Here is an 11,954-nt window from a genome sequence, read left to right on the forward strand (position 1 = left end):
TCAGGCTCAGACTCAGACCACGAAGCGGTAGCCCATGCCGGCCTCGGTCAGCAGGTGGCGTGGCCGCGCCGGTTCGCTCTCGAGCTTCTTGCGCAGCTGGGCGAGATACACGCGCAGGTAGCCCGAGTCGTTCGTGTGGTTCGGCCCCCACACCGCAGTGAGCAGGGCCGCCCTGGTCACGAGTCGCCCGGGGCTCCGCACCAGGGTCTCGAGAATGATCCATTCCGTCGGCGTGAGCCTCACGGTCTCGTCGCCACCGGCATCCGATCGCTTGGTGACCCGCTTGGCCGAGAGGTCAACGGTGACGTCGCCGAAGGCGATCAGCGCCTCATCGCCGGCCGACGGCACACGTCGGGTGAGGGCCCGGATGCGCGCGAGCAGCTCGTCGATGGCGAACGGCTTCGTGACGTAGTCGTCGGCGCCCGCATCGAGCGCGAGCACCTTCTCCGCCCCGTCGGTGCGGCCCGAGACCACGAGAATGGGCACCTGCGACCAGCCGCGCAGGCCCTCGATGACCTCGATGCCCGTCAGTTTCGGCATGCCGAGATCGAGCATGACCAGATCCGGATGCTCGTCGATCGCCGCGTTGAGGGCCTCGGCTCCGTCGCGGGCCACCACCACGTCGTAGCCGCGGGCCCGGAGCGTCACCGAGAGGGCGCGCAGGATCTGGGGGTCGTCGTCGGCGATGAGAATCTTCATTGCTGCTCCTCGAGATCGTCGGCCGACCGTTCATGCGGCGCCGTGGGCAGTGAGACGACCATCGTCAGCCCGCCTCCGGGGGTGTCCTCTGCCTCGATGGTTCCACCCATGCCCTCGACGAAGCCCTTCGACAGGGCGAGGCCCAGCCCGAGGCCGGTCGAGTTGTCGGTGTCTCCGAGGCGCTGGAACGGAACGAAGATCTCGTCTCGTCTCTCGCCCGGCACGCCCGGCCCGCTGTCGACGACCCGCAGCTCGACGCGACCGCGGAAGTCGCTGGCCGACAGCCGCACCCTCGCGCCATCCGGCGAGAACCGCACGGCGTTCGACAGCAGGTTCACCAGAACGCGCTGAAGCAGGATCTCGTCGGCCAGTACGGGGGGCAGCACGTCGCCGCCGAGCGAGAGCTCCACGCGATCGGGGCCGAGCTCCAACTCGTCGAGGGCGGGAACGATCACGTCTTCGACGTCGATCGGGTGCACCGAGACCGCCAGCACGCCCGCCTCGACCCGGCTCACGTCGAGCAGGTCGGTCACGAGGGTGGCGAGGGCGTCGAGACTCTCCTGGGCCGTGTCGAGCAGTTCCGCTCTGTCATCCGGACTGAGCTGCACCTCGGTCGAGCGCAACCCGCTGACCGCAGCCGTCGCCGCCGTCAGCGGGCGCCGCAGGTCGTGGCCGACCGCCGCGAGAAGCGCGCTGCGCATACGATCCGCGATCGCGAGCGGGCCGACCTCGCTCGCCGTCGCGGCCAGATCCCTGTGCTCGAGAGCCTGCTCCATCTGCGCGGCGATGACCCCGAGCAGGCGACGCTCGGATGCCGCGAGGTCGGGGCCGCACAGCTCGAGCGTGGCGCGGTCGCCGACGGGCACGATCGAGTCGCGCCCGTTCGTCGAGACGCTCCCGTTCGTCGAGCTTGTCGAGACGCGCCCGTTCGTCGAGACGCTCCCGTTCGTCGAGCCTGTCGAGACGGGTTTCCCTTCGACAGGCTCAGGGAACGGGGCAGCCTCACGGAACGGACCCGTGGACACGGCCAGCACACTGCCGTCGTCGCCCTTCAGACGCACCTCGCTCAGACTGAAAGCCTCGCGGGTCCTGTCGACGAGCGCCTGAAGCGCATCCTGCCCGCGCAGCACGCTGCCGGCGACGGTCGCGAGTAGCTCCGACTCGGCGGCCGCGCGTCGCGCCTGACGAGCACGCCGCGCCGCCCTGTCGACGACAACGCTGACGAGCACGGCATTCACGACATACAGGCCGAGCGCAAGCAGGTGCAGCGGTTCGCCCACAGAGACCGTGTAGAGCGGATCGACGAAGAAGAAGTCGAGCGTGAGGCCTGAGAGCAGCGCGGCGAACAGTGCGGGCCAGATGCCGCCGACCAGCGCCACGAGAACGACCAGCAGCTGGAACGTCAGCACGTCCGAGGTGATCGACTCATCCGACCTCAGTGAGACGAGCAGCCAGGTCACCAGCGGCCCGCCGCCGAGGGCGAGCACGAATCCGAGCACGCGACGGCGCACGGTCAGCGATCCGGTGAAACGAGGAAGAGAGAGCCGCCCTCCGGCCGCCGCGTGCGTCACGATGTGCACGTCGATGTCGCCGGATGCGCGGATCACGGTCGCGCCGATGCCCGGCCCCGACAGGGCCGCGCTGAGCCGGCTACGACGGCTCACGCCGATCACGAGCTGGGTCGCGTTCACGCCGCGGGCGTAGTCGACGAGGGCGGCCGGGATGTCGTCGCCGACCACCTGATGAAAGGTTCCGCCGAGCGACTCCACGAGCGAGCGCTGGGCCGCGAGCGCGCCGGGATGGGCCGCGCGCAGGCCGTCTTGACTGGTGACGTGAACGGCCACCAGCGTGCCGCCGGCCGACCGGGCTGCGATGCGGGCGCCGCGCTTCAGCAGCGTCTCCCCCTCGGGTCCGCCGGTCAGGGCCACGACCACGCGCTCCCTGGCCTCCCACTTGCTCGCGATGCCGTGGTCGGCGCGATACGACGTGAGCGCCGAGTCGACCTCGTCGGCCAGCCAGAGCAGGGCCAGCTCGCGAAGGGCGGTGAGGTTGCCGAGCCGGAAGTAGTTCGAGAGCGCGGCATCGATGCGCTCGGCCGGATAGACCCGCCCGTCGGCCAGCCGGTCGCGCAGGGCCTGGGGCGCCAGGTCGACGACCTCGAGCTGGTCGGCCGCGCGCACGACCCGATCGGGCACGGTCTCCTGCTGCCGGGCACCCGTGATCTGCTCCACGACGTCGCCGAGCGACTCGAGGTGCTGGATGTTCACGGTCGTCATCACGTCGATGCCGGCGTCGAGCAGTGCCTCGACGTCGTTCCAGCGCTTCGGATTGCGGGAGCCCGGCGCGTTGCTGTGGGCGAGCTCGTCGACGAGCGCGACATCCGGATGCCGCTCGAGCACCGCATCCAGATCCATCTCGCTCAGCGTCACCCCTCGGTGGGTCACAGCGACGCGCGGTACGACCTCGAGGCCGGCCACCATGCGGGCGGTGGCCTCGCGGCCGTGGGTCTCGACCACGGCGACCACGACGTCGCGCCCCTCGGCCGCAAGACGCGAGCCCTCTTCGAGCATCGTGTAGGTCTTGCCCACGCCGGGCGCGGCGCCGAGCAGCACGCGCAGCCGACCCCGCGACATCGTCAGTCGGCCAGCGCGGCGAGCGCGAGGTTGAGTTCGAGCACGTTCACGGTGGGGTCGCCGAGAATGCCGAGGTCGCGTGCCTGGATGTGATTCTCGACGAGCTCTGCCACCTCGTCTTCGGGGAGATCTCGGGCCTCGGCGATGCGCGGCACCTGAAGGCGCGCGTACTCCGGGCTGATCTGGGGATCGAGACCGGATGCGGATGCGGTCACGGCATCTGCGGGAACCTCGGACTCCGACACGCCCTCCAGTTTAGCGACCGAGGCCAGTCGGTCGCCGATGGCGGCGATGAGATCGGCATTCTCGGGCCCGTAGTTGCTGCCGCTCGACGCGGAGGCGTCGTACCCGTCACCGGCAGCGGACGGGCGTGACTGGAACCACTCGGGCAGGGCCGCCCCGTCGGCGTCGGTGAACGACTGGCCGATGAGGGCCGAACCGACCGTCTGGCCGTCGGCATCCTGAACCAGCTGGCCGTTGGCCTGGGCCGGCATCGCCAGCTGGCCGACGCCCGTGATGACGGCGGTGTACCCGACGCCGAGCACGGCGGTGAGGACCACCATGGCGCGGATCGCCACCCAGTACTGGCGGCCGGACCGTGAACGTGAACTCATTTTCTTAGCTTCTCTCTGTATGAATGCGGCCCTTCGACGAGCTCAGGGAACGACGTCCGTTCCCTGAGCTTGTCGAAGGGAAAATGCCTAGAACCCGGGGATCAGACTGACGACGAGGTCGACCAGCTTGATGCCGATGAACGGCGCGACCACCCCGCCGAGTCCGTAGACCAGCAGGTTGCGGCCCAGGATGCGCGAGGCCGACAGCGCCCGGTACTTCACGCCGCGCAGGGCCAGCGGCACGAGCACCACGATGATGACCGCGTTGAAGATGATCGCCGACAGGATCGCCGACGCCGGCGAGTGCAGCTGCATGATGTTCAGCAGCGCCAGCCCCGGGAACACCCCCGCGAACATGGCCGGGATGATCGCGAAGTACTTGGCCACGTCGTTCGCGATCGAGAAGGTCGTGAGCGCCCCGCGGGTGATGAGCAGCTGCTTGCCGATGCGCACGATATCGATGAGCTTCGTCGGGTCGCTGTCGAGGTCGACCATGTTGCCGGCCTCCTTCGCGGCCGACGTGCCCGTGTTCATCGCCACGCCCACGTCTGCCTGGGCAAGGGCGGGCGCGTCGTTCGTGCCGTCTCCGGTCATGGCGACGAGGTTGCCGCCCTCCTGCTCGCGCTTGATCAGCTCGAGCTTCTGCTCCGGCGTCGCCTCGGCGAGGAAGTCGTCGACCCCGGCCTCGGCCGCGATCGCCGCGGCCGTGAGCGGGTTGTCGCCCGTGACCATCACGGTGCGGATGCCCATGGCCCGCAGCTCCGCGAATCGCTCAGCGATGCCCTCCTTCACGATGTCCTTCAGGTAGACGACACCGAGGATGCGGGCTTCGCCCGGCTGCTCCCCGACGGGCGCCGCCTTGGTGGCGACCACCAGGGGTGTGCCGCCCGCGTTCGAGATGCGCTCGACGTGCTCGTCGAGCTGCGCGATCGTCGACGACGCCGCCCTTCCGGACTCCTCCACCCAGGCGAGCACGGCAGAACCGGCGCCCTTGCGGATCTGCGACCCGTCGGGCAGGTCGAGCCCCGACATCCGGGTCTGCGCGGTGAACGGCACGATCACTCCGTCGATGTCGACGGGCCGGTCGAAGCCCTTCGTCTCGGCGAGCGTCACGATCGACTTGCCCTCCGGGGTGGGGTCGGCGAGCGACGACGTGGCGGCGGCCTGGATGAGCTCCAGCGGCGCGACACCGTCGAGGGCCGAGAACTCGGCCGCCTGCCGGTTGCCGTAGGTGATGGTTCCGGTCTTGTCCATGAGCAGCGTGGTCACGTCGCCCGCGGCCTCGACGGCGCGCCCCGACATGGCGAGCACGTTGTGCTGCACCAGACGGTCCATGCCCGCGATGCCGATGGCCGAGAGCAGCGCGCCGATGGTGGTCGGGATCAGGCAGACGAGCAGCGCCACGAGCACCGGAACGCTGACTGACGCGGCCGAGTATCCGGCGATCGGGTTGAGCGTCAGCACGACCACCACGAAGATCACCGACAGGCTGGCGAGCAGGATATTGAGGGCGATCTCGTTCGGCGTCTTCTGCCGGGCGGCCCCCTCGACGAGCGCGATCATGCGGTCGACGAACGTCTCACCGGGCTTCGACGTGATGCGCACGACGATGCGGTCGGAGAGCACACGGGTGCCTCCGGTGACGGCGCTGCGGTCTCCGCCCGACTCCCGCACGACGGGCGCGGACTCGCCGGTGATGGCCGACTCGTCGACCGAGGCGATGCCCCACACGATGTCGCCATCGCCGGGGATCAGCTCCCCCGCCTCGACCACGACGTGGTCGCCGAGGGTGAGGTCGGCGCTCGAGACGGGACGGGTCTGCGCACGCTGGCCGCCGGCATCCGTCTCGGCGTCGTACGACGCGATCACGTTCGCGGTGGTCGAGGTGCGGGTCTGGCGCAGGCTGTCGGCCTGGGCCTTGCCGCGGCCCTCGGCCACCGACTCGGCGAGGTTCGCGAAGATGACGGTGAGCCAGAGCCACACCGCGATGCCCGCGGTGAAGCTGACCGGCACGGTCGAGCCGCCGGATGAGGCCGGCCCGCCGAGAAACGGCTCGGCGACGGCCAGAACGGTCGTGAGCGCGGCGCCGACCTCGACGACGAACATCACGGGGTTGTGCCACATCTGGCGTGGATCGAGCTTGCGGAACGCTCCGGGGAGCGCCGCGACGAGCTGGGCCGCGCCGAAGCCGCCCTGGGGAGGCTTCGGTGCGCCGGCGCCGGGCTTCTGCGTGGGCGAAACGGTTTCAGTCACAGATGACATGGGTATTACTGCAGCCCTTCAGCGAGCGGTGCGAGTGCGAGAACGGGGAAATAGGTGAGGGCCGAGACGATGATCGTGACGCCCACGAGCAGGCCCACGAACTGAGGGCGATGCGTCGGCAGGGTGCCGGCCGTGGAGGGGATCTTCGGCTGGGCAGCCAAGGAGCCCGCGAGCGCGAGCACCAGGACGATCGGAATGAACCGGCCGAACAGCATGGCCACACCGAGTGCCGTGTTGAACCACGGGGTGTTCGCCGTGAGTCCCGCGAAGGCCGACCCGTTGTTGTTGGCCGCCGAGGTGAACGCGTAGAGCACCTCGGTGAGCCCGTGCAGTCCGGGGTTCCAGATCGACGTGCTCTCGACGTCGTCGCGGATCGCGGGAATCGCGAAGCTCAGCGCCGTTCCGGCGAGCACCAGCGTCGGGGTGACCAGGATGTAGAGGCTGGCCAGCTTGATCTCCCGCGGGCCCAGCTTCTTGCCCAGGTACTCGGGGGTGCGTCCGACGAGCAGGCCGGCGATGAACACGGCGATCACGGCGAGGATCAGCATGCCGTAGAGACCCGAGCCCACGCCGCCCGGTGCGACCTCGCCGAGCATCATGTTGATGAGCGGCATCATGCCGCCGAGCGAGGTGAACGAGTCGTGCATCGAGTTGACGGCACCCGTCGAGGTGAGCGTCGACGTCGAGGCGAAGAGTGTGGACGTGGCGATGCCGAAGCGGGTCTCCTTGCCCTCCATCGCTCCGCCTGCGAGTTGCGGGGCTGTGCCCGCGCCGCCCAGTTCGAACAGCGTCAGTGCGGTGAGCGAGACCACGAAGATGGCGGCCATCGCCGCGAGGATCGCGAAGCCCTGGCGCTTGTCACCGACCATCACGCCGAAGGTGCGCGGCAGGCTGAACGGAATAGCGAGCATGAGCACGATCTGCAGCAGGTTCGTGAACCCTGTGGGGTTCTCGAAGGGGTGCGACGAGTTCGCGTTGAAGAAGCCGCCACCGTTGGTGCCGAGCATCTTGATGGCCTCCTGGCTGGCCACGGGCCCGCCCGGGATGCTCTGGGTTCCGCCGGTCAGGGTCGTCACCTCGGTGAAGCCCGAGAAGTTCTGGATGACGCCTCCCGCGATCAGCACGATCGCCGTGAGGGCGGCCAGGGGCAGCAGCAGGCGCAGCGTTCCGCGAGTGAGGTCGACCCAGAAGTTGCCGAGGGTGCCCTGGCGGGTGCGGGCGAATCCGCGCACGAGGGCGATCGCCACGGCGATGCCGACGGCGGCCGAGACGAAGTTCTGCACCGCGAGGCCGGCGAGCTGCACCGTGTAGCCCATGGTGACGTCGGGCGAGTAGCTCTGCCAGTTGGTGTTCGTGACGAAGGAGATCGCCGTGTTGAACGAGAGACCCTCGGGGATGGCGGGGAACCCGAGCGAGTACGGCAGGATCGCCTGCGCTCGCTGCAGGGCGTAGACCAGCAGCACGCCGACGAGCGAGAAAGCGAGCACGCTGCGGAGGTAGGCCATCCAGGTCTGCTCGCCCCGGGCATCCACCCCGATCAGCCTGTAGAAGCCGCGCTCGACCCGCAGGTCTTTCGACGACGAGTAGATGCGGGCCATGTAGTCGCCCAGCGGACGGTGGATCGCCACGAGGATGAGAACCAGCGCGCCGACCTGCAGAATCGCGAGAAGAGAGGAGTCCATGTCTAGAACTTCTCCGGCTTCACGAGTGCGTACACGAGGTAGGCGAGGGTGGCGACGGCCAGCACGGCCGAGAGCACGTCGAAGACGATCACAGCTTCGACACCCCCCAGGCGATGAGGCCGACGAGTGCGAACGCGGCGAAGATGCCGAGGACGTAGACGAGGTCGAGCACGGAGAACTCCATCGGATGATGTGGCATAACGCGCCCCGGTCGGGGTCGCACATCCGAGTAGATACCTGCTTTCGCCCGTGTTTCCGGGCCCTAACGAATCCCTAACGGGCGCCCCGCGCATCCATACGCTCTCGATACGCCGGCCCCGTTCCCTGAGCTTGAGCCCCCGTTCCCTGAGCCTGTCGAAGGGAGCTCCCGCACACCGCGCAGGTCGAGTAGGCCGCCTGCGGCCGTATCGAGGCCACCGTGGCGGATTTCGATACGCCGGCTCCCGTTCCCTGAGCTTGTCGAAGGGAGCTCCCGCACACCGGGTGAGTCGGCCAGCCGCCCTTCGACGAGTTCAGGGAGCGACTCCTCTACACGACGAAGGCCCCGGGTTCATCACCCGGGGCCCTCGATCGATCGGCTGCTGCTAGTCGCGCAGCTTCTCTTTGTACTCGTTCTTCGCTTCGGTGGAGTCGCGCTCGGCCTCGGCGCGCTTCACATCGGCCTCGGCCTTCTTGACCTCCGCGTCCGCACGGACCTCATCGACCTTGTCGCCGATGCGGTCCTTCGCGTCGTCGACCGCCTCGCCGATCTTCTTACCGGTGGCCTGTGCAGCGTCTTTGGCGTTCTCGAGAAAACCCATGAGTTCGTTCCTTCCGGTTGCTTTTCTCCACGGTATGAGCGTGCGCTGGGAGTTGCCGGGGAGCCGTCTCGGTGTCAGCCGTCGAAGCGGCGCCGGCTCTCCTCGATCTCGGACTGGTGCTGCTGGGTCCACCGAATGAACGCGCGCACCGGCTCGCTCAGCGTCTCGCCGAGTTCGGTGAGCTCGTACTCGACGCGCGGCGGCGACTCCGGGTAGCTGGTCCGGCTGACCAGGCCGTCCCTCTCGAGCGAGCGAAGCGTGCGGGTGAGCATCCGGTGCGAGATACCCTCGACCGCGTTCATCAGAGCCGTGAACCGCATCGGGCCGTCGTCGAGGGCTCGAATGACCGGCATCGACCAGCGGTCGCCCGTCATGGTGAAGATGTCGCGAACGAGGTTTCGGGTGCCCGGAACCTCGCACGCCTTCTCCACCCCCGCAATCGATTCCACTGCGGTCGCGATAGACAATGCCGCCATCTCGGATTACTTCCCTTCGTGTGCGTGACGCACTCCAAAGTGCGCGGTGAGAGGCGGGACTAAAACGCGCTCTCGACCTCTTCGTATGACTGACAACGTGCGTTAGGCACGAAAAGTTCCTAAGGAGAGAATCCAGATGACCAAGATCGCAATCATTCTCGGCAGCACGCGCCCCGGACGCAACGGAGAGGCCGTGGCGAAGTGGGTGCGCGACATCGCCTTGCAGCGCGACGACGCGACCTTCGAGCTCGTCGACCTGGCCGACTTCCCGCTCCCCCACCTCGACGAGCCCGGCTCGGCCGCGTGGGGCAACTACCAGAACGAGCACACCAAGGCCTGGTCGGCGAAGATCGCCGAGTTCGACGGCTTCGTCTTCGTGACCCCCGAGTACAACCACTCGACCTCCGGTGTTCTGAAGAACGCCCTCGACTACCTCTATAAGGAGTGGAACAACAAGGCCGCAGCCTTCGTGAGCTACGGCGGCGTCGGCGGCGCGCGTGCGGTCGAGCACCTGCGTCTCATCGCATCCGAGCTGCAGCTGGCCACTGTGCGCGCCCAGGTCGCGATCTCGCTCATGACCGAGTTCGAGAACTTCTCGGTCTTCACGCCCAGCGACTACCTGCTGCCCCAGGTCGACACCATGCTCGACCAGGTCGTCGCCTGGTCGAAGGCGCTCGAGCCGCTGCACGCCGCCGTCGCCGTGAACGACGCCGCCGCTGCCGACTCCGACGAGACCGTCGCCGCCTGATCGACTGAGATCACGGCCGGCCCGTCGTGGGATGCGACGGGCCGGCTCTTGTCCGGGTGCAGGCACGGTGGGAAAATCGGGCATGGCCACCGATGTCACGGACTACATCTCCAGCCTGACCGGTTCCGACCGACTTCGCATCGAGGAGATCTACTCGGCTGCCCGAGCTCTCGCGCCCGATGCCGTCGAGGGCTACACCTACGGCGTACCCGCGCTCCTGTACAAGGGCAAAGGCCTCCTCGCCGTGGTGAGGACGAAGAAGCACATCGGCATCTACCCGTTCGGCAATCTGGCCGAGCTCGCGAGCGAGGTCGCCGCCGCCGGCCTCGACACGACGAAAGGGTCCATCCATCTGAAAGACGGGCAGACATTGCCAGTCGATCTCCTCGGCGCATTCATCCGACGCCGCATGGAGCAGATCGATCGAACCGGGCGCTAGCCCCGCACCTTCTCGACGCGGCGTTTCACAGAGAAGCGAATCCGTCGCGCCAACTCGCGTGGCGCAGAACGAGACCGCTTTCATAGGCGCGCGCGTTCGAGACAGGTCGACCGATGTCGCCAGAGCGCACCACGGCCGGCTCCGGCGCGTCCACGGCCGCCGCAAATCTCGGTGCCCACTCGCGGCCCGAGACGGGATCGTTGTCGACGATGTTCCAGGTGCCGCTCGGCCAGCCCACCGCGAGCGCAATCGCGCGAACGGCATCCGAGGTGTGGATGAACGACGTGACGGTGTCGGGGACCGACAGGTGTCCGGCTCGTGCGTCCTGCCCGAAGCGCCCTTCCCGGGAATACCAGGTGCCCGGGCCGTAGAGCTGTCCGAATCTCAGCACGACATGCTCGGGCAACTCCGCCACGGAGGATTCGAGCGCCGTTACGGCGGAGATCGTCGTGCGCCTCGGCTCGACGGACTCCGGATCGAGCGGTTCGTCTTCCGTGGCGGGCGTAGCGCCAGGCGGGTACGCCCAGGCGATGCTCTCCGCGATAATCCGAGGCGTACCGGCATGCGCCGCCGCATCGACGAGGTTGCGGGAACCGGCGACGCGGAGCCGGGCGTTGCTGACAGAGTCCCCCGCACTCAGATCGGTCAGCAGATGCACGATCACGTCTGGCCGACCCCGGTCGACCGCTTGCAACACGGCATCCCGGTCGAGCGCGTCGATGACGTCCGGGGTTGCACCGAGTCTGCTGATCAGTGAGGTCTTCCCGGTGGAGCGGGTCGTGGCGGTGACCTCGTGGCCGGCCCCGGCGAGCAGCGGAATGAGCTCGCGACCAAGCACGCCGGAACCTCCGGCGATGAAGATGCGCATGGTGATGTCCTCCGTTAGCAACGCCGATAGTCGAGCATCAGCCCCGCACCTTCTCGACGCGGCGGCGCAGCCCCGCACGCACCGACGGCCACTCGCTCTCCACGATCGAGAACACGACCGTGTCGCGCAGGGTTCCGTCTGCCGTGCGGGTGTGGCTGCGCAGCACCCCGTCCTGCTTCGCGCCGAGCCTGGCGATCGCCTCGCGTGACTGCTGGTTCATCCAGTTCGTGCGGAACTCGACGGCCACGCATCCGAGCACTTCGAAAGCGTGCCCGAGCAGCAGCAGCTTCGAGTCCGGGTTCGTGCCTGTTCCATGCACCGACGCGGCGTTCCAGGTGAAGCCGATCTCGAGCCGGGGCGTCGTGTGGTCGATGTCCATGTAGGTGGTCATGCCGATCACGCGTCCCGGCTCTCCCGTCTCGCGCTCGCGCAGGCGGGTCACGAACGGAAGCATCGAGCCCTCCTGCTGCAGCCCGAGTCGTCGATCGATCTCGGCGCGCATCCCCTCGGGCGACGGCACCGTCGTGTACCAGAGCTTCCAGAGCTCGCCGTCGCGCACGGCATCGACGAGTCCGTCGTGGTGATCGTGGCTGAGCGGCTCCAGAACGACGTGGGTTCCAGAGAGGGTGACGGGAGTGATGGCGAGTGTCATGCGGTCGAGTCTGCCCGCCACAGTGGTTCATCGACTATGCCACTATTGGCCGAAACGATGAGACCAGTTTCGAGGAGCATC

Annotated in this window: 12 protein-coding genes; 2 read left to right on the forward strand and 10 right to left on the reverse strand. The window is 68.2% G+C overall.

Going from position 1 to position 11,954, the window contains the following annotated elements:
• Positions 1 to 12: 12 nt before the first annotated feature.
• The 8 genes from ASF51_RS16445 to ASF51_RS16475 all read right to left on the reverse strand — a co-directional run bounded on the left by ASF51_RS16445 (position 13) and on the right by ASF51_RS16475 (position 9,166).
• Positions 13 to 699: a response regulator gene (locus ASF51_RS16445; RefSeq protein ID WP_055932494.1), complete on the reverse strand. Its 687-nt coding sequence runs from the start codon at positions 697 to 699 to the stop codon at positions 13 to 15.
• On the reverse strand, positions 696 to 3,332 hold the full coding sequence (locus tag ASF51_RS16450; RefSeq protein ID WP_055932497.1) for an ATP-binding protein: 2,637 nt from the start codon (positions 3,330 to 3,332) through the stop codon (positions 696 to 698). Before ASF51_RS16450 ends, ASF51_RS16445 begins: the two co-directional genes overlap by 4 nt.
• 2 nt (positions 3,333 to 3,334) lie before the next feature.
• A complete protein-coding gene (gene kdpC / locus ASF51_RS16455; protein ID WP_055932500.1) occupies positions 3,335 to 3,946 on the reverse strand; it encodes a potassium-transporting ATPase subunit KdpC in 612 nt (203 codons plus the stop codon).
• Positions 3,947 to 4,033: 87 nt separating this feature from the next.
• The gene (gene kdpB, locus ASF51_RS16460) at positions 4,034 to 6,208 is read right to left on the reverse strand and encodes a potassium-transporting ATPase subunit KdpB (RefSeq protein ID WP_055932504.1); all 2,175 of its coding nucleotides are present in this window, start codon (positions 6,206 to 6,208) and stop codon (positions 4,034 to 4,036) included.
• A gap of 5 nt (positions 6,209 to 6,213) precedes the next feature.
• Positions 6,214 to 7,890, reverse strand: coding sequence for a potassium-transporting ATPase subunit KdpA (gene kdpA / locus ASF51_RS16465; RefSeq protein WP_055932507.1), 1,677 nt, complete (start codon positions 7,888 to 7,890; stop codon positions 6,214 to 6,216).
• 2 nt (positions 7,891 to 7,892) lie between these two features.
• Complete coding sequence (gene kdpF / locus ASF51_RS19210; RefSeq protein ID WP_157412196.1) at positions 7,893 to 7,982, reverse strand: K(+)-transporting ATPase subunit F; 90 nt, start codon at positions 7,980 to 7,982, stop codon at positions 7,893 to 7,895.
• Between the two features lie 492 nt (positions 7,983 to 8,474).
• The gene (locus tag ASF51_RS16470) at positions 8,475 to 8,690 is read right to left on the reverse strand and encodes a hypothetical protein (RefSeq protein WP_055932510.1); all 216 of its coding nucleotides are present in this window, start codon (positions 8,688 to 8,690) and stop codon (positions 8,475 to 8,477) included.
• Between the two features lie 74 nt (positions 8,691 to 8,764).
• Positions 8,765 to 9,166, reverse strand: a complete 402-nt coding sequence (locus ASF51_RS16475; RefSeq protein WP_082480304.1) for a helix-turn-helix domain-containing protein — start codon at positions 9,164 to 9,166, stop codon at positions 8,765 to 8,767.
• A gap of 136 nt (positions 9,167 to 9,302) precedes the next feature.
• Between ASF51_RS16475 and ASF51_RS16480 the strand changes: the two genes are divergently transcribed.
• A complete protein-coding gene (locus ASF51_RS16480; protein ID WP_055932514.1) occupies positions 9,303 to 9,914 on the forward strand; it encodes an NADPH-dependent FMN reductase in 612 nt (203 codons plus the stop codon).
• A gap of 82 nt (positions 9,915 to 9,996) precedes the next feature.
• On the forward strand, positions 9,997 to 10,353 hold the full coding sequence (locus tag ASF51_RS16485; RefSeq protein WP_055932516.1) for an iron chaperone: 357 nt from the start codon (positions 9,997 to 9,999) through the stop codon (positions 10,351 to 10,353).
• 25 nt (positions 10,354 to 10,378) lie between these two features.
• On the opposite strand, the gene ASF51_RS16490 is transcribed toward ASF51_RS16485, so the two are convergent.
• Positions 10,379 to 11,221: an NAD(P)-dependent oxidoreductase gene (locus tag ASF51_RS16490; protein ID WP_055932519.1), complete on the reverse strand. Its 843-nt coding sequence runs from the start codon at positions 11,219 to 11,221 to the stop codon at positions 10,379 to 10,381.
• Positions 11,222 to 11,258: 37 nt separating this feature from the next.
• Positions 11,259 to 11,873 (reverse strand): GNAT family N-acetyltransferase, encoded by a 615-nt coding sequence (locus ASF51_RS16495; protein ID WP_055933523.1) that lies wholly within the window; start codon positions 11,871 to 11,873, stop codon positions 11,259 to 11,261.
• Between the last annotated feature and the right edge of the window lie 81 nt (positions 11,874 to 11,954).

Origin of the sequence: Agreia sp. Leaf283 (genome assembly GCF_001422485.1) — a bacterium.
Classification (GTDB): Bacteria; Actinomycetota; Actinomycetes; order Actinomycetales; family Microbacteriaceae; genus Agreia.

What these genes read in the sequence shown, in the direction of transcription:
- ASF51_RS16445 (WP_055932494.1), bottom strand. Translation starts at nt 699, where the DNA reads ATGAAGATTCTCATCGCCGACGACGACCCCCAGATCCTGCGCGCCCTC.
- ASF51_RS16450 (WP_055932497.1), bottom strand. Translation starts at nt 3,332, where the DNA reads ATGTCGCGGGGTCGGCTGCGCGTGCTGCTCGGCGCCGCGCCCGGCGTG.
- kdpC (WP_055932500.1), bottom strand. Translation starts at nt 3,946, where the DNA reads ATGAGTTCACGTTCACGGTCCGGCCGCCAGTACTGGGTGGCGATCCGC.
- kdpB (WP_055932504.1), bottom strand. Translation starts at nt 6,208, where the DNA reads ATGTCATCTGTGACTGAAACCGTTTCGCCCACGCAGAAGCCCGGCGCC.
- kdpA (WP_055932507.1), bottom strand. Translation starts at nt 7,890, where the DNA reads ATGGACTCCTCTCTTCTCGCGATTCTGCAGGTCGGCGCGCTGGTTCTC.
- ASF51_RS16470 (WP_055932510.1), bottom strand. Translation starts at nt 8,690, where the DNA reads ATGGGTTTTCTCGAGAACGCCAAAGACGCTGCACAGGCCACCGGTAAG.
- ASF51_RS16475 (WP_082480304.1), bottom strand. Translation starts at nt 9,166, where the DNA reads ATGGCGGCATTGTCTATCGCGACCGCAGTGGAATCGATTGCGGGGGTG.
- ASF51_RS16480 (WP_055932514.1), top strand. Translation starts at nt 9,303, where the DNA reads ATGACCAAGATCGCAATCATTCTCGGCAGCACGCGCCCCGGACGCAAC.
- ASF51_RS16485 (WP_055932516.1), top strand. Translation starts at nt 9,997, where the DNA reads ATGGCCACCGATGTCACGGACTACATCTCCAGCCTGACCGGTTCCGAC.
- ASF51_RS16490 (WP_055932519.1), bottom strand. Translation starts at nt 11,221, where the DNA reads ATGCGCATCTTCATCGCCGGAGGTTCCGGCGTGCTTGGTCGCGAGCTC.
- ASF51_RS16495 (WP_055933523.1), bottom strand. Translation starts at nt 11,873, where the DNA reads ATGACACTCGCCATCACTCCCGTCACCCTCTCTGGAACCCACGTCGTT.